This window comes from Nitrospirillum goiasense (assembly GCF_034427435.1).
Classification (GTDB): domain Bacteria; phylum Pseudomonadota; class Alphaproteobacteria; order Azospirillales; family Azospirillaceae; genus Nitrospirillum.
The window spans coordinates 494,912-513,515 of sequence record NZ_JAXQNP010000001.1 but is presented as its reverse complement, the minus strand read 5'-3'; the positions used below and the strand labels follow the sequence as shown (position 1 = coordinate 513,515).

Annotated in this window: 1 protein-coding gene; it reads right to left on the bottom strand. The window is 69.1% G+C overall.

The genetic code is table 11. From position 1 onward, the window contains the following. Positions 1–75 precede the first annotated feature (75 nt). Positions 76–18,540 carry an autotransporter-associated beta strand repeat-containing protein gene (locus tag ULB03_RS01800; RefSeq protein ID WP_322481610.1) on the bottom strand — a complete coding sequence of 6,155 codons (18,465 nt, stop codon included), beginning with the start codon at positions 18,538–18,540 and terminating at the stop codon, positions 76–78. Positions 18,541–18,604 lie beyond the last annotated feature (64 nt).

Here is an 18,604-nt window from a genome sequence, read left to right as displayed (position 1 = left end):
AACAAGAGGCGTCGCCGCGGTACGCAGGGAGGGGCGCCGCACAGGCGCGGAGTAAGGCAGGGACGTCATGGAGCCTCAGGCGGTCGTAGTGGTGGTCGAAGCATGAACGGAGGGGTGGGCCGGCGCGTGCCGCGGGGCATCACCCCCGAACACGTCCAGCAGGCTGGCGAGTAGGGACACGGCGTCATCGACGATGCCGTGGTGGGTGGCGGCACCGAAGGTGCCTGTACCAAAACCGCCGGCGTGAAGGTTGGACACCTTCTGCGCCTGGGCGGCGGCCTGCAGTTGGGCCGTCAGCGACAGCTTGCCGGCGGGCACCCGGCCCGGGCCGTTGGCGGTCTTGGCGGCCAGGTCATCGGCCGTGCCGCCCTGGCCGGTGTAGGCGGCCAACTGGATGGGCTGCAGGTCGTCGGGCATGGCCGTCGCCGGGTCGTTGGCGGCGTGCTGCTGCTGGGTGCGGTTGCCTGGCGCCTGGCCGCCGCCGCTGGCGCCCGTGCCGGTCTGCTGGTCCTGGCCCACCGCCATGTTGAACTTCGCCTCGGCGACATTGCCGTTGCTGTCGCGCGCCGTGACGGTGACGGCGATGGTGCCGCTCTCCCCGGCGGGGGGCTGGCCCGTGAAGGTGCCGGTGGCCGGGTTGAAGGTCAGCCAGGCGGGCAACGGCTCGCCATTCGACTGGCGCGCCTCCAGCGAAACCTGCGGGTCGCTGCTCTGGAACGTGCCCTGCGGCAGCTGGAACGTCGTCTGCTGACCGGCGGCCAGCACTTGGTTGCTGACCGGGGTGGCCAGGGTCAGCGTCGTGGTGCCGCTGGTGGCGCTGGTGATGGACACCACGCCGGTGCTGGCGCTGATGACGGTGGTGGCGCTTGAGCTGGTCGTCGTCGGCGTGGTGCCCGTCGCCGCGGTCCCGGTCGTGGTTCCCGTGGCGGTCGTGCCCGCCGTGGTCGTGCCCGTCGACGTGCTTGAGGTGGCGGTGCCGGTGGTGGCGGTGGTTGTCGTCCGGCTGCTGGTGGTCGTGTCGGTCGTCAGGGCCGTGACGGTGCTGGTGGTCGTCGTGCTTGTCGTGGCCGTTGTCGCGCTGGTGCTGATGACACTGTTGCCGCTGAGGCCGGCGCTGGACGTGCCGCTGACACCGGCATTGCCTGTGCCCACCGTCTGGGTCAGGGACACCGTCGTCGTCGCCGTGCTGGTGGCGGCCACCGTGGGGGTGACGATCAGGCTGGTGGTGGTGGTTGTGACCGGCGTCGTGGTGGTCGTCGTCGTCGTGGTCGTCGTCGGGGTCGTGGGCAGCGGCACCACCACCGGGTTGATGGTGACACCCACGGTGCCGGTGGCCGTCTTGGCGCCGCCAATCCGCGTCGTGCCCCCGTCATTGACGGTCACGGTGATGATGTCGTTGCCGGTGGTGGCCGGCGTCAGGTTCAGGCTGGCCAGCGTGGCGTTCACGTCGGCCACGCTGCCGGACACGGTCACCGTGCCCGTGCCGTTGCCCGACAGGGTCGCGGAACCCGACGCCGCCATGACCAACTGGCCGCCGAAGCCGTCCTTCACCGTCACGCTGACGGTGCCGCCGTTCAGGGTGTCGCTGACGCTGATGCCGGTGATGGCTTGGTTGCCCGTGGCAGACAGGTTCTGGGCACCCGGCAGGGTCAGCACCGGCGTGTCATTGCCCGTCAGGTTGATGGCGACGGTGCGCACGGCCGATTTCACGCCGCCGATCCGGCTGGTGCCGCCATCGCTGACCGCCACGGTGATGGTGTCGCTGTCGGTTCCGGTGGCGGTGGTGGCGTAGGTCAGGGTGGCCAGGGTGGCGTTGACGTCGGCCACGCTGCCGCTGATGGAGAGCACGCCGCTGCCGTTGCCGGACACCGTCGCCCCGCCGGCCGCGGTGACCGTGACGTTGCCCTTGCCGGCCAGCAGAGCCACCGTGATGGCGTTGCCTGATAGGCTGTCGCTGACGCTGATGCCGGTGATGGCGTGGGCGTTGGTGTCGTTGTAGCTCTGCGCCGACGGCACGGTCACCACGGGGGTGTCGTTGCCGGTCAGGCTGACGGCGATGGTCTGTGTCGTGGACTTGGCCCCGCCGATGCGGTTGGTGCCGCCGTCGTTGGCGATGACGGTGATGGTGTCACTGCCCGTGGCCGTCGCCGTGGTGGCGTAGGTCAGGGTGGCCAGGGTGGCGTTCACATCGGCCAGGGTGCCGGTGATGGTCAGGCTGCCGGTGCCGTTGCCGGCCAGGGTGGCGGCGCCCGACGCGGTGACGGCGACGTTGCCCTGGGTGGTGGACACCGTGGCGGTGACCGCGGTGCCCGTCAGGCTGTCACTGATGCTGACGCCGGTGATGGCGTGGGCGTTGGTGTCGGTATAGCTCTGCGCCCCCGCCACGGTCAGGACCGGGGTGTCGTTGCCGGTCAAGGCGATGGCGATGGTCTGGCTGGTGGACTTGGCCCCGCCGATGCGCGCGCTGCCGCCATCGCTGACCGCGATGGTCAGGGTGTCGGTGCCCGTGGTGGTAGCGGTGGTGGCATAGCCCAGGGTGGCCAGGGTGGCGTTGACGTCGGCCAGGCTGCCGGTGATGGACACCACGCCGCTGCCGCTGCCCGATACGGTCGCCGATCCGCTCGCGCTGACGGTGATGGTGCCTTGGGTGGCGATCAGCGCCGCAGTCACCGTGTTGCCCGTCAGGGTGTCGCTGATGCTGACGCCGCTGATGGCATGGACGGTGGTGTCGTTGTAGCTCTGCGCCCCCGCCACGCTCAGGACCGGGGTGTCGTTGCCGGTCAGGGTGATGGCGATGGTCTGGGCGGCGGCCTTCGCCCCGCCGATCAGGCTGCCACCGCCATCGTTGACGGTGACGGTGATGGTGTCGGTGCCCGTGGTGGTGGTCGTGGTGGCGTAGGTCAGGGTGGCCAGGGTGGCGTTCACGTCGGCCAGGCTGCCGGTGATGGTGACGCTGCCCGTGCCGGTGCCGGCGACGGTGGCGGCCCCGGCGGCGGTGAAGCCCAGGTTGCCGCGCAGGTCGGAAACGGTGGCGGTCACGGTGCCGTTATAGGTGTCGCTGATGCGGACGCCGGTGATGGCGTGGCTGTTGGTGTCGGTGTAGCTCTGCGCCCCGGCCACGGTCAGGACCGGCGTGTCGTTGGTGGCGATGGCCACCGCGATGGTGCCGCTGGTGGACTGCGCCCCGCCGATGCGCGTCGTCCCGCCATCGTTGACGGCGACGGTGATGGTGTCGCTGCCCGCGGTCGACAGGGTGGTGGCGTAGGTCAGGGTGGCCAGGGTGGCGTTCACATCGGCCAGGGTGCCGGTGATGGTGACACTGCCCGTGCCGCCCCCGGTGACGGTGGCCGATCCCGCGGCGGTGAAGCCGAGGTTGCCGTGCAGGTCGGACACGGTGGCCGTGACAGTGCCGCCCGGCAGCGTGTCGGTGATGGCGACGCCGCTGATGGCATGGCCTGCCTGGTCGACATAGCTCTGCGCGCCCGGGACCGCCAGGGAAGGCACATCGTTGCCGGTCAGGGTGACGGCGATGGTCTGTGTGGCGGACTTCGCCCCGCCGATGAGGCTGCTGCCGCCGTCATTGACGGTGACGGTGATGGTGTCCGTCCCCGTGGCCGTCGCCGTGGTGGCATAGGTCAGGGTGGCGAGGGTGGCGTTCACATCGGCCAAGCTGCCGGTGATGGTCACGCTGCCCGTGCCGGTGCCGCTGACGCTGGCCGACCCGGCGGCGGTGAAGCCCAGGTTGCCATGCAAATCAGAGACGGTGGCGGTCACGGTGCCGCCGGCCAGGCTGTCGCTGACGCCCACGCCGGTGATGGCGTGGCTGTCGGTGTCGGTGATGCTCTGCGTGCCAGCCACGCTGACGGTGGGGGCGGCGTTGCCGGTCAGGGTGACGGCGATGGTCTTGCTGTCCGACAGCGCGCCGCCGGTGCCGGTGTTGCCGCCGTCGTTGACCGTGACGGTCACGGTATCGCTGTCGCTGCCCGTTGCCGTGGTGGTGTAGGTCAGGCTGGCCAGGGTGGCGTTCACGTCGGCCAGGGTGCCGGCGATGGTCAGGCTGCCCGTGCCGGTGCCGCTGACGCTGGCGCCGCCCGAGGCGGTGACGGCCAGATTGCCCTTGCCCGCGCTCACCGTCACTGTCTCCGTGCCCGTCCCGGCATCGGGGTCGGCCACGCTGACGCCCAGGCCATGCGCCAAAGTGTCGGTAATGGTCTGAGCGCCGGGCACGGTCAGGGTGGGGGCGTCGTTGATGCCGGTGACGGTGATGGTGCTGGTGACGGGGGCCGAGGGGGCGATGCCGTCGTTGACGGACCAGCTGATGGTGCGGCTGGTGCGGGTGTCGCCCAGGGTGGGGTCCTGGCTGGTGGAGTTGAAGGTGACGGAGCGCAGGGCCGCCTGATAGTCGGCGATGCTGGCGGTGCCCGTCAGGGTCAGGACGCCGGTGGCGGCGTCGTAGCTGCCGGTGATGCCGTTCTGGTTGACGAAGGCCAGGACGTCGCCGGCCACCACGCTGCCGATGGTGACGGTGGCGCTGGTCAGGGTGGTGCTGGCGCTGTCGGCCAGGGTGATGCCGCTGTCGATGACGCCGGCCCCACCGCCGTCGGTATAGCCGGTGGTGCCGCCGGCCGTTGCCGTAGCGCCCTGGGTGGTGACGCTGAGCGTGCCGTTGTTGCCGGAGAAGGCGGTGGCGGTGCCGCTGGTGGTGGTGTCGGCGGTCTGGCGGGTGGTGCCGCTGGTGGCTGTGCCGGTGGTCTCGTCCCAGGCCTTGAAGGTGACTGTCGCGGTTTCCGCGGTGGCGCTGTCGGGGATGTAGCGCAGCTTGGCTGTGCTATCCAGCAGCAGGGCGCCGGTGGTGGACACGGTGCCGACGTCGATCCAGTTGGTGCCGCCGTCGGTGGAATATTGCCAGGTGCCGGCCCCGGTCAGGCCGGTGACGGCGACGCCGGAATGGCCGTGGGCGTCGGGGTCGACATAGCCCGCGTCGGTCAGGACGCTGGACACGCTGACGGCGTCGCTGGCGGCGTTGAGCGGCGTGGCCGGGATGGTGGAGGTGGCGCCGGTGGCCGGCAGGGTCGGGCTGTTGTTGACCGGGGTGATGGTGACGGTGGTGCTGGCGGTCAGGGTGGTGGTGTCGGTGCCGCCGTTGGCGGTGCCGCCATTGTCCTGGATGCTGGTCAGGGTGACGGTGCGGCCGCTGCCGGCGGTGGGGTCCTGGCTGTTGTTCTGGTAGGTGAGGCCGTTGACCAGGGTCTGGGCGTCGGTGGCGGAGAAATTGCCAGACTTGGTGATAGTGACGGTGGCGGTGCTGCCGGTGACCGAGACGCTGACGGCATAGCCGTTGGCGCTGGTGGTCACGGCCGTGCCGTTGGTCAGGGTCACGGCGCTGCCATCGACGGTCAGCACCTCGGAGTTACCATTGGCCACGCCGCCGACGGTCAGCGTCAGGGCGTGCACGCTCTGGCTGGCCTCGCTGGTGCTGACGGTGGTGCCGCTGAACAGCGACACGGCACTGCCGCCCTCGGTAAAGCCGGGCGTGGTGGCCGGGGTGGTGGTCAGGGTCGGCGCCTGATTGACCGGATGCAGGGTGACGGTGGTGCTGGCGGTCAGGGTGGTGGTGTCGTGCCCGCCACCCGCCGTGCCGCCATTGTCCTGGATGCTGGTCAGGGTGACGGTGCGCCCGGTGCCGGCGGTCGGGTCGCCGCTGGTGTTCTTGTAGGTCAGGCCGTCGACCAGGGTCTGGGCGGCGGCGGCGGTGACGCCGCTGGACTTGGTGATGCTGACGGTGGCGGTGCCGCTGGTGACGCTGACGCCGACGGAATAGCCGTTGGCCGTGGTGGTGACCGTGGTGCCGTTGGTCAGGGTGACGTCCTGACCGTCCACGGTCAGGATTTCGGAGGCACCGTTGGCCAGACCGCCGATGGTCAGGGTCAGGCTGTCGATCTTCTGGCCCGCTTCCACCGTGCTGATGGTGGTGCCGCTGAACAAGGCCACCGCACTGCCGCCCTCGGTATAGACCGGGCTGGTGGCCGGGGTGGTGGTCAGGGTGGGGGCGTCGTTGATGCCGGTGACGGTGATGGTGCTGGTGACGGGGGCCGAGGGGGCGATGCCGTCGTTGACGGACCAGCTGATGGTGCGGCTGGTGCGGGTGTCGCCCAGGGTGGGGTCCTGGCTGGTGGAGTTGAAGGTGACGGAGCGCAGGGCCGCCTGGTAGTCGGCGATGCTGGCGGTGCCCGTCAGGGTCAGAACGCCGGTGGTGGCGTCATAGCTGCCGGTGATGCCGTTCTGGTTGACGAAGGCCAGGACGTCGCCAGCCACGACGCTGCCGATGGTGACGGTGGCGCTGGTCAGGGTGGTGCTGACGCTGTCGGCCAGGGTGATGCCGCTGTCGATGACGCCGGCGCCGCCGCCGTCGGTGTAGCCGCTGGTGCCGCCGGCCGTTGCCGTGGCGCCCTGGGTGGTGACGCTGAGCGTGCCGTTGTTGCCGGAGAAGGCGGTGGCGGTGCCGCTGGTGGTGGTGTCGGCGGTCTGGCGGGTGGTGCCGCTGGTGGCGGTGCCGGTGGTCTCGTCCCAGGCCTTGAAGGTGACTGTCGCGGTTTCCACGGTGGCGCTGTCGGGGATGTAGCGCAGCTTGGCTGTGCTATCCAGCAGCAGGGCGCCGGTGGTGGACACGGTGCCGACGTCGATCCAGTTGGTGCCGCCGTCGGTGGAATATTGCCAGGTGCCGGCCCCGGTCAGGCCGGTGACGGCGACGCCGGAATGGCCGTGGGCGTCGGGGTCGACATAGCCCGCGTCGGTCAGGACACTGGACACGCTGACGGCGTCGCTGGTGGCGTTGAGCGGCGTGGCCGGGATGGTGGAGGTGGCGCCGCTGCTGGGCAGGGTCGGGCTGTTGTTGACCGGGGTGATGGTGACGGTGGTGTTGGCGGTCAGGGTGGTGGTGTCGGTGCCGCCGTTGGCGGTGCCGCCATTGTCCTGGATGCTGGTCAGGGTCACCGTGCGGCCGCTGCCGGCGGTGGGGTCCTGGCTGTTGTTCTGGTAGGTGAGGCCGTTGACCAGGGTCTGGGCGTCGGTGGCGGAGAAATTGCCAGACTTGGTGATAGTGACGGTGGCGGTGCTGCCGGTGACCGAGACGCTGACGGCATAGCCGTTGGCGCTGGTGGTCACGGCCGTGCCGTTGGTCAGGGTCACGGCGCTGCCATCGACGGTCAGCACCTCCGACGTGCCATTGGCCAGGCCGCCGACGGTCAGCGTCAGGGTCTGGATGCTCTGCCCGGTTTCCACGGTGCTGACCGTGGTGCCGCTGAACAGCGAGACGGCACTGCCGCCCTCGGTGAAGTTGGGGGTCGTGGCCGGGGTGGTGGTCAGGGTCGGGGCGGCGTTCAGGACGCTGGCCACGATATCGTTGCCGGTGCCGCCGCTGTTGGTGATCAGGGCCTTGCCACTGCTCAGGTCGGCCCGCCCGCCGCTGTCCAGATTGTCGAACGGGGCGGTATCCGTCGTGCCGCTGCCGGTGTTGTTGACGATGGTGAAGCTGTCGCCCAGGCTGACGGTATAGCCGCCGACGGTGCTGAGCGTCAGGGTGCCGGCGTTGCCGGCGCCGTCGTTCAGCACGACGTTGCCGCCCACGCTCAACACGTCATTGTTGCTGGAGGCGCCGGCGATCTGGATTTGCAGGGCGCCGCCCAGGTTCACGTTGCCAGTGACGGTCAGGGTGCCGATGCCGTTGTTCACACCGCTGATGCCGGGGGCCAGGGTGCCGCCGCCATAGACCAGCAGGTTGCCGCCGACGGTGCCGGTGCCGGCCAGGGTGCCGCCATCCTGAACGTTGACGTCGCCGCCCAGCGTGCCCGTCAGCGCCAGCGTGCCCGTCTGCACATAGGTGGTTTCGGTATAGCCGCTGCTGTCGCCCGACAGGGTTACGGTGCCGGTGCCGCTTTTGAGCAGGCTGCCGAAACCACTGACGACACCCGACAGGGTCAGGCTGTTGTCCGTGTTGAAGGTGCCATTGTTGACAGAGATGTTGAGATTCTGGCTCAGACTGACGTTGGAGCCGGTGACCGTGAGGGTGCCGCCGTTCAGCGTCAGGGCGCTGCCGCCCAGATTGGTCGCGGCGGCGATGCGCAGGGTGCCGTCGCGCACCGTCGTATCGCCGGTGTAGCCGTTGGTGCCGGACAGCGTGACCGTCCCTGTGCCGTTCAGGGTCAAATCGCCCGACCCGCTGATGGCGCCCGACAGGGTCAGGGCGTTGGCGGTGCTGACCGTGCCGCCGTTGCTGCCCAAGGCGACGGCCTGGCTCAGGCTGACGCTGGAGCCGGTGACGCTGAGGGTGCCGCCGTTCAGGGTCAGGGCGCCGCTGCCCAGGTTGGCGGCGGCGGCGATGCCGAGGGTGCCGTCGATGACGGTGGTGGTGCCGGTGTAGGTGTTGGTGTTGCTGAGCGTCAGCGTGCCCACGCCATTCAAGGTCAGGTTGCGGGAACCGGAGATCACACCGGACAAGGTGGCGCTGTTGTCTACGGTGATGGCGCTGTCGCTGCTGAGGCTGATGGCGTTATCGATGGTGACGCCGCTGCCGGTTACCTGCAGCGTGCCGCCGCTCAAAGTGACCGCGCCGGTCCCCAGGTTGCTGTCACCGGTCACGGCCAGGGTGCCGGCCGCGATCGTTGTCGTGCCGGTGTAGGTGTTGGTGGCCGATAGGGTCAGCGTGCCGGCGCCCGTCTTGGTCAGGCTGCCCGTGCTGCTGATGACGCCGGACAGGGTCACGGCGTTGGCGTTGCTAATGGTGCCGCCGCCACTGGCCAGGGTGATGGCCTTGCTGACGGTCACGGCGGACCCGGTCACCGCCAGCGCGCCGCCGTTCAAGGTCAGGGTACCGGTGGTCAGATTGGACTGGCCGGCGATCGACAGGGTGCCGGAGGCGATGTTCAGGTTGGTGCTGCCGGCGCTGTTTGTGCCGCTCAGGACCAGGGTGCCGGTGCCGATATTCTTGTACAGCGTGAAGGCGCCACCCAAGGCGCCGCTGAGGGTCAGGGTGCCGGTGCCGCTGACGTTGAGGCGGGCGTCCGCCGTCAGGGTCACGTTACCCGACACCGTGGCGCTGCCGGTGGAGGTGTTCAGGGTCAGCGAGCCGTTGCCGGCGGTGCTCACCGCGTCCGCGATGGTCACGCCGTCATCGATCAGCAGGGTGCCGGTGGACGTGATCGTCGTGCCGCCGGTGCTGCTGCCCAGGGCGCCGCTGCTCGCGGCCTCCAGCGAGCCACGGCTGATGAGGGTGGCGCCGGTGTAGGTGTTGGTGCCCGACAGGGTGAAGGTGCCGGTGCCAGCCTTGGTCAAGCCGCCTTGGATGCCACCATCCTGCAGGACGCCGGAGAAGGTGGTGCTGGTGTTGTCGCCGCCGGTCGTCAGGGTGCCGCCGTTCAGCGTCACGGTGCCGGCGCCGCTGAGCGAGCCGATGGTCTCATCGTAGGCTTCCAGCAGCAGCGTGGCGCCCGAGGCGACGGTGACGGCGCTGCTGTCGCTGATGGCGCTGCCACCCGACACGGTGATCTGGCCGGCGCTGATGGTGGTGGCGCCGGTGTAGGTGCTGGTGCCCGACAGGGTCAGGGCGCCGGTGCCGGTTTTGGTCAGGCCGCCGGTGCCGGTGATGACGCCGGAGAAGATGGTGTCGGTGTTGTCGCCCCCCGCCGTCAGGCTGTTGCTGCCCATCGCGACGGTGCCGGCGCCGGCCAGGGAGCCGATGGTCTCGCTGGCGGCCAGGGTCAGCGTGGCGCCGCTGGCGACGGTCACGGCGCTGGTGTCGGCGATGGCGCTGCCGCCGCTGGCGGTCACGCTGCCGGCGCTAATGCTGAGGCCGCCGGTGTAGGTGTTGGCGCCCGACAGGGTCAGGCCATCGGTGGCGCCGGTGCCGCTGCTCAGCGTCAGGGTGCCGGTGCTGCCGGAGATCACGCCCGACAGGGTGGCGGCGTTGCCGCTGGCCACCTGGATGGCGGAGCTGGCGGTGACGGCGATGTTCTTGGCGATGGTGGCGGCGCCGTTGATCAGCAGGGTGCCGCCGGCCATGGTGAGGCTGCCGCTGCCCAGGCTGCCGGCACCGGCGATGCTGAGGGTGCCCGAGGTGACGGTGACGTCGGTATAGGTGTTGCTGGTGTTGGTCAGCACCACCGAGGCGTAGGTGCCGATGTTGGCCTGCGAGGCGATGTTCAGGCTGCCGTTGCTGATCACGCCGCTGAAGGTCAGGTTCTTACCGGCACCCAGCTGGTCATTGATGGTGCGGGTTCCGCCGGTCAGGTCGACGCTGCCGGCGAAGGCCAGGGCATAGCTGCCGGCCATCACCAGATCGGCGTTCAGCACCAGGTTGTTGGCCAGGTTGTAGGTGAGGTTCGTGGTGCTGCGGATCTTGCCGCCGTTGACGGTCAGGGTGCCGGTACCCAGGGCGGTGTTGCTGGAGATGTCGAGGATGCCGCCATCCAGCGTGACGCCGCCGCTGAAGGTGTTGTTGCCCGACAGCTTGAGGGCGTTGCCCGAGGTGGTGCTCTTCAGATCCAGCGCGCCGCCGCCACTGACGACCCCTGTGAGGGTCACGGCGCCGTTGGTGATGTTGATGGTGCCGCCGCTGGCGTTCACGGTGACGGCGGTGGAGCTGGAGAAGCCGGTCGTGGCCGCCAGCGTGCCGCCATTGAAGATCAGGGACGAGGTGCTGCCCAGGCTGCCCACGGCCAGGGTGCCGGCCGCGATCGTCGTCGAGCCGGTGTAGGTGTTGGTGGCCGATAGGGTCAGCGTGCCGGCGCCCGTCTTGGTCAGGCTGCCCGTGCTGCTGATGACGCCCGACAGGGTCACGGCGTTGGCGTTGCTGATGGTGCCGCCGCCACTGGCCAGGGTGATGGCCTTGCTGACGGTCACGGCCGACCCGGTCACCGCCAGCGCGCCGCCGTTCAAGGTCAGGGTGCCGGTGGTCAGATTGGACTGGCCAGCGATCGACAGGGTGCCGGAGGCGATGTTCAGGTTGGTGCTGCCGGCGCTGTTTGTGCCGCTCAGGACCAGGGTGCCGGTGCCGATATTCTTGTACAGCGTGAAGGCGCCACCCAAGGCGCCGCTGAGGGTCAGGGTGCCGGTGCCGTTGACGTTGACGCGGGCGTCCGCGCTCAGGGTCACGTTACCCGACACCGTGGCGCTGCCGGTGGAGGTGTTCAGGGTCAGCGAGCCGTTGCCGGCGGTGCTCACCGCGTCCGCGATGGTCACGCCATCATCGATCAGCAGGGTGCCGGTGGACGTGATCGTCGTGCCGCCGGTGCTGCTGCCCAGGGCGCCGCTGCTCGCGGCCTCCAGCGAGCCGCGGCTGATGAGGGTGGCGCCGGTGTAGGTGTTGGTGCCCGACAGGGTGAAGGTGCCGGTGCCGGCCTTGGTCAAGCCGCCTTGGATGCCACCATCCTGCAGGACGCCGGAGAAGGTGGTGCTGGTGTTGTCGCCGCCGGTCGTCAGGGTGCCGCCGTTCAGCGTCACGGTGCCGGCGCCGCTGAGCGAGCCGATGGTCTCATCGTAGGCTTGCAGCAGCAGCGTGGCGCCGGAGGCGACGGTGACGGCGCTGCTGTCGCTGATGGCGCTGCCACCCGACACGGTGATCTGGCCGGCGCTGATGGTGGTGGCGCCGGTGTAGGTGCTGGTGCCCGACAGGGTCAGGGCGCCGGTGCCGGCCTTGGTCAGGCCGCCGGTGCCGGTGATGACGCCGGAGAAGGTTGTGTCGGTGTTGTCGCCCCCCGCCGTCAGGCTGTTGCTGCCCAGCGCGACGGTGCCGGCGCCGGCCAGGGAGCCGATGGTCTCGCTGGCGGCCAGGGTCAGCGTGGCGCCGCTGGCGACGGTCACGGCGCTGGTGTCGGCGATGGCGCTGCCGCCGCTGGCGGTCACGCTGCCGGCGCTGATGCTGAGGCCGCCGGTGTAGGTGTTGGCGCCCGACAGGGTCAGGCCATCGGTGGCGCCGGTGCCGCTGCTCAGCGTCAAGGTGCCGGTGCTGCCGGAGATCACGCCCGACAGGGTGGCGGCGTTGCCGCTGGCCACCTGGATGGCGGAGCTGGCGGTGACGGCGATGTTCTTGGCGATGGTGGCGGCGCCGTTGATCAGCAGGGTGCCGCCGGCCATGGTGAGGCTGCCGCTGCCCAGGCTGCCGGCGTCGGCGATGCTGAGGGTGCCCGAGGTGACGGTGACGTCGGTATAGGTGTTGCTGGTGTTGGTCAGCACCACCGAGGCGTAGGTGCCGATGTTGGCCTGCGAGGCGATGTTCAGGCTGCCGTTGCTGATCACGCCGCTGAAGGTCAGGTTCTTACCGGCACCCAGCTGGTCATTGATGGTGCGGGTTCCGCCGGTCAGGTCGACGCTGCCGGCGAAGGCCAGGGCATAGCTGCCGGCCATCACCAGATCGGCGTTGAGCACCAGGTTGTTGGCCAGGTTGTAGGTGAGGTTCGTGGTGCTGCGGATCTTGCCGCCGTTGACGGTCAGGGTGCCGGTACCCAGGGCGGTGTTACTGGAGATGTCGAGGATGCCGCCGTCCAGCGTGACGCCGCCTTGGAAGGTGTTGTTGCCCGACAGCTTGAGGGCGTTGCCCGAGGTGGTGCTCTTCAGATCCAGCGCGCCGCCGCCACTGACGACCCCTGTGAGGGTCACGGCGCCGTTGGTGATGTTGATGGTGCCGCCGCTGGCGTTCACGGTGACGGCGGTGGAGCTGGAGAAGCCGGTCGTGGCCGCCAGCGTGCCGCCATTGAAGATCAGGGACGAGGTGCTGCCCAGGCTGCCCACGGCCAGGGTGCCGGCCGCGATCGTCGTCGAGCCGGTGTAGGTGTTGGTGGCCGATAGGGTCAGCGTGCCGGCGCCCGTCTTGGTCAGGCTGCCCGTGCTGCTGATGACGCCCGACAGGGTCACGGCGTTGGCGTTGCTGATGGTGCCGCCGCCACTGGCCAGGGTGATGGCCTTGCTGACGGTCACGGCCGACCCGGTCACCGCCAGCGCGCCGCCGTTCAAGGTCAGGGTGCCGGTGGTCAGATTGGACTGGCCGGCGATCGACAGGGTGCCGGAGGCGATGTTCAGGTTGGTGCTGCCGGCGCTGTTTGTGCCGCTCAGGACCAGGGTGCCGGTGCCGATATTCTTGTACAGCGTGAAGGCGCCACCCAAGGCGCCGCTGAGGGTCAGGGTGCCGGTGCCGTTGACGTTGACGCGGGCGTCCGCGCTCAGGGTCACGTTACCCGACACCGTGGCGCTGCCGGTGGAGGTGTTCAGGGTCAGCGAGCCGTTGCCGGCGGTGCTCACCGCGTCCGCGATGGTCACGCCATCATCGATCAGCAGGGTGCCGGTGGACGTGATCGTCGTGCCGCCGGTGCTGCTGCCCAGGGCGCCGCTGCTCGCGGCCTCCAGCGAGCCGCGGCTGATGAGGGTGGCGCCGGTGTAGGTGTTGGTGCCCGACAGGGTGAAGGTGCCGGTGCCGGCCTTGGTCAAGCCGCCTTGGATGCCACCATCCTGCAGGACGCCGGAGAAGGTGGTGCTGGTGTTGTCGCCGCCGGTCGTCAGGGTGCCGCCGTTCAGCGTCACGGTGCCGGCGCCGCTGAGCGAGCCGATGGTCTCATCGTAGGCTTGCAGCAGCAGCGTGGCGCCGGAGGCGACGGTGACGGCGCTGCTGTCGCTGATGGCGCTGCCACCCGACACGGTGATCTGGCCGGCGCTGATGGTGGTGGCGCCGGTGTAGGTGCTGGTGCCCGACAGGGTCAGGGCGCCGGTGCCGGCCTTGGTCAGGCCGCCGGTGCCGGTGATGACGCCGGAGAAGGTTGTGTCGGTGTTGTCGCCCCCCGCCGTCAGGCTGTTGCTGCCCAGCGCGACGGTGCCGGCGCCGGCCAGGGAGCCGATGGTCTCGCTGGCGGCCAGGGTCAGCGTGGCGCCGCTGGCGACGGTCACGGCGCTGGTGTCGGCGATGGCGCTGCCGCCGCTGGCGGTCACGCTGCCGGCGCTGATGCTGAGGCCGCCGGTGTAGGTGTTGGCGCCCGACAGGGTCAGGCCATCGGTGGCGCCGGTGCCGCTGCTCAGCGTCAAGGTGCCGGTGCTGCCGGAGATCACGCCCGACAGGGTGGCGGCGTTGCCGCTGGCCACCTGGATGGCGGAGCTGGCGGTGACGGCGATGTTCTTGGCGATGGTGGCGGCGCCGTTGATCAGCAGGGTGCCGCCGGCCATGGTGAGGCTGCCGCTGCCCAGGCTGCCGGCGTCGGCGATGCTGAGGGTGCCCGAGGTGACGGTGACGTCGGTATAGGTGTTGCTGGTGTTGGTCAGCACCACCGAGGCGTAGGTGCCGATGTTGGCCTGCGAGGCGATGTTCAGGCTGCCGTTGCTGATCACGCCGCTGAAGGTCAGGTTCTTACCGGCACCCAGCTGGTCATTGATGGTGCGGGTTCCGCCGGTCAGGTCGACGCTGCCGGCGAAGGCCAGGGCATAGCTGCCGGCCATCACCAGATCGGCGTTGAGCACCAGGTTGTTGGCCAGGTTGTAGGTGAGGTTCGTGGTGCTGCGGATCTTGCCGCCGTTGACGGTCAGGGTGCCGGTACCCAGGGCGGTGTTGCTGGAGATGTCGAGGATGCCGCCATCCAGCGTGACGCCGCCGCTGAAGGTGTTGTTGCCCGACAGCTTGAGGGCGTTGCCCGAGGTGGTGCTCTTCAGGTCCAGCGCGCCGGTGCCACTGACGACGCCCGTGAGGGTCACGGCGCCGCTGGTGACGTCAAAGGTGCCGCCGCCGGCGTTGATGCTGACGCCGGTGGAGCTGGAGAAGCCGGTCGTCGCTACCAGCTTGCCACCGTCCAAGGTCAGCCCGGACGTGCTGCCCAGGCTGCCCACCGCCAGGCTGCCGCCCGACACCGTGGTGCTGCCGGTGTAGGTGTTGGTGCCCGACAGGGTCAGGGTGCCGGCACCCGTCTTGGTCAGGCTGCTGCCGGTGCCTGAAACGGGGGCGGAAATGGTCAGCGTGTCGCCGCTGCCCACCGAGAGGGTGCCGGCGCCGCCCAGCGCCAGGTTGCCGCTGGTCACGGCGATGGTCAGGCTGCCGGCCGTGGTGGGGGCGTATTTCAAGGTGTCGCCGGCCCCCAGGGTGGCACCGGTGGCCAGGGTGACGGTACCGGTGACATTGTCTCCGATAACAATGGTGTCGGCGCCCGTCTGGGTGACGGATTGGGCCAGCGCCTCGCGCAGGCTGAAACCGTCGGCGGCGAGCCCGGTGCTCTGGTCGCTGGCGGTGGTGACGTAGATGGTGGAACTGGTCACCGTCACGTCGGCGTTGGTGGTATTGCCGCTGCCATCGTTGAGCGCGAAGCGCATGGTGGCGTTGCCGTAGGGCGTGGCATCGCTGTACTGGATGGCGTGCATCAGCGTCGCCACGTCGGCGCTGGTGGCGCTGGCCGTCAGGTTGATGGTCAGCACGCCGCCGGTGTTGGTGAAGCTCAGCGCATGGCCGTTGACCGTCACCGTGCTGCCGCTGACGCTGACGCTGTTGTCGAAGCTGAATACGTCGTTGGCGGTGGCGTCGGCGGACCCGGCGGTCACCCGCTGCACCACTAGGCTGCCGTTGGCCCAGCCGGCGGTGTCGTTCTCCGTATCGCTGACCGATACGGCTGTGCCCGAATCCAGCTTGATGGCGGTGCTGGCATCCACCCAGGCGACGGTGTCGTTGTTCAGGTCCGAGATTACGGGGGCGGCGTTGGGCCCGGTGATGGTGATGCTGGCCGTGTCCGAGGCGGATGAGTAGGCGGTGGTGCCGCCGTTGCTGGCGGTGGAGGTCTTGGTGCCCGCCGTGCCGGTGGTTTGATCCCAGGCGCGGAAGGTGATGGTCGCCGTGCCGGTGTAGCTGGTGTCGAAGACCTGGAAATACAGGCGGGTGTTGGCGTCCGCCTTCAGCAGCAGCGACGCGGTGCCGCTGACCGCCGTGCCGCCGTTGACATTGGTCCAGGTGGACCCGCCGTTTGTGGAGTACCACCAGATGCCGTGGCTCGTGTCCGTGGCGGTGATGGCGATGCCCAACTGGGCGCTGGCGTCGGCGTCGGTGACGTTGGCGATGCCCGTGCCGGTGGCGACCAGGGAGGAGACCAGGGTGCCGACGGCGCCGCTGGGCGCCGCCGTGGTGGTGTTGGACTCGGCGGTCAGGGTGGGCGACTTGCTCGCGTCCAGGACCGGCGCATCGTTGATCGAGGTGACGGTGATGACGCTGGTGCTGTCGGCGACGCCGGCGACGCCCAGGCTGTCGTTGGGCGTCAGGGTGAAGGTGGTCTGCTGCGTCGACCCGGCGGCCACCTGGTTGGCGGTGGGGGTGAAGACCAGGGCCTGCAGCGCGGTCTGCAGGTCGGATACAGTGCTGGCGGTCAGGGTGTAATGGGTGCTGTCCGTGCTGCTCAGGCCCGTGCCGCTGGTCTGGCTCAGCGTACCGTTGTTGCCGCTGAGCGTGATGTCGACATGAAAGCTGGTGACGCCGCTGTTGTTGTCGGTGAAGGTCACGCTGCTGAAGGGCGTGGCGGTGCCGGTGTCGTTAGCCGTGCTGGTGTGGGTGGCGCCGATCACCGGGCCGGTCACCGTCACGTTGAAGGTGCGCGTGACGGTGGAGGTGCCGTCGCTCACCTGGATGGTGAAGCTGTCGCTGCCGATAAAGCCGCTGGTGGGCGTGTAGGTCAGCGTGCCGCCGGGGGTGATGTCGCTGCTGCCGGAACTGGCGGTGGCGCTGGTCAGCGTCACGGTTCCATGGCTGGCGGCGCTGGAAACGGTCCAGGTTTCCGTCTGGCTGATGTCGGGATCGTTGACATGCAGGTAGGAGGAAAGGTCGATCGCCGTGCTGTTGTGCGCCACGGTCAGGCTGCCGGCGCCGGACTGCACAAAGCTGGGGGCGTCGTTGACCGAGGTGACGGTGAGGACGCTGCTGGTGTCGGCGGTGACCGAGCCGCTGAAGGCATCGTCGCCGGGCGTCAGGGTGAAGGTGGTGGTCTTGGTCTGGCCCACCGCCACCTGGTCCTTGGTGGGGGTGAAGACCAGGGCCTGAAGGGCGCTCTGCAGCGCGGACGCGCTGCTGGCCGTCAGGGTGTAGTGGGTGCTGTCGGTGCTGCTCAGGCCGGTGCCTGAGGCCTGCGACAGCACGCCGTTGGCGGCATCCAGGGTGATGTCTACATGATAGCTGGTGGCGCCGCTGTTGTTGTCGGTGAAGGTCACGCTGCTGAAGGGCGTGGCCGTGGCGCTGTCATTGGCCGTGCTGGTATGCGTGCCGCCGATCGACGGCGCCGAGGGGGTGGTGGGTCCGCACAGGCCAGCATCTTGCAACTTCTGCAAGAAGTCGCTAAGGCTGGTGACGTTCACTGAGTGGCTAGGGTTAATGCCGTGATAATATCCCGGCTGTGTGAAGTCCTGGAAATAGTCTCCCGTCGTAAGGCCTGTTGTTCCGCCAGTATCTTTCAGGTAACGACCGACGACCTTTGTCCCATTATATATGGTAATGTACTTACTTGCGAAAATATTATAGAGAGTTTGTATTCCGCTTGGGGTTGTGGCTGCGGTATATCGAGTATAGAAGTCCTTGAAATAATAAATATTACCCTTTGCGTTCTGCTGGTGGATTGCAACCTCTGTGTGGGTGGAATTGTCAACTGTCGTGCAGCCCAGGCAATGATCGATGCCCTGCATCCCGGCGACGGTGAAGGGCAGCACCACGTCCAGCGGTTTGCCGGTGCTGTATTCCATCACCCAGTCGCCACCCAGGGCCGCCGGGCCCGTGCGGTCGGTGGAGGCGGCGACATCCACGCCGTTCCCCAGATACCGGGCGAAATCATCGACGAACTTCTGGCCGGTGGCGTCCTCGGCGATGGAGCAGCCCAGCAGCACGAAATCGCCGCCGGTTTTCAGTGAGGCGCCGATGGCCGCCAGGTCGGTGGCGCGGCTGGCCAGATCACCGTCCGTCACCACATGGTTGCCACCCAGGATGATGCCGCCGTCACCACCCTCCGACACCAGGACGACCTGGTCCAGGTTGCTGTACTGGGACAGCGCTTCCGCAATGCCATGGATGGTGCGCTGCCCCGGACCCAGCAGGATGACCGGCACGGACGGGTCCATGCCGGCGATCAGGGTCTGGTAGTCGGCGACGCTGGTATCGACGATGACCACCTCATGAACCGCGGTGTTGGTGGTCGTGGTGGTGACTGTGGTCGCGGTGGAGGTGGTCGCCGTGGCCTGTACCGTTTCCGCCGTCGTCTTGGCGCTATCCGCTGTACTGGTGGTCGCCGCGCTGGCGGCGTTCGTGCCATCGGCCGTTGTGGTGCCGGTCTTCGCCGTGTCGGTCGCCGTTGCCGCAGCGGCCTTGGCGGCGGCGTCCAGCAGGGCCTGGGTGGCGGCGGCGTCGTGATGCGTGTCCGCCGCGTCCGCGACGGCGGTCTTGGTCACCGTCGCCGCTGTGGCGGCGGCGGCGGCGTCGAACATCATGCGCGGTTCAAGGGCCAGCCGCAGGGCACGGGGGGCGTTCTTGCGGACCTTGGGGGGCGTACCGTCAGGCATGGCGTTCAACTCACCAAAAAGGAATAGGTTTCACCGGGGACCTGCGACCCCGATGGCTCCCCTT

Coding starts and splice junctions, on each gene's coding strand:
- ULB03_RS01800 (WP_322481610.1), bottom strand. CDS start 18,540: ATGCCTGACGGTACGCCCCCCAAGGTCCGCAAGAACGCCCCCCGTGCC.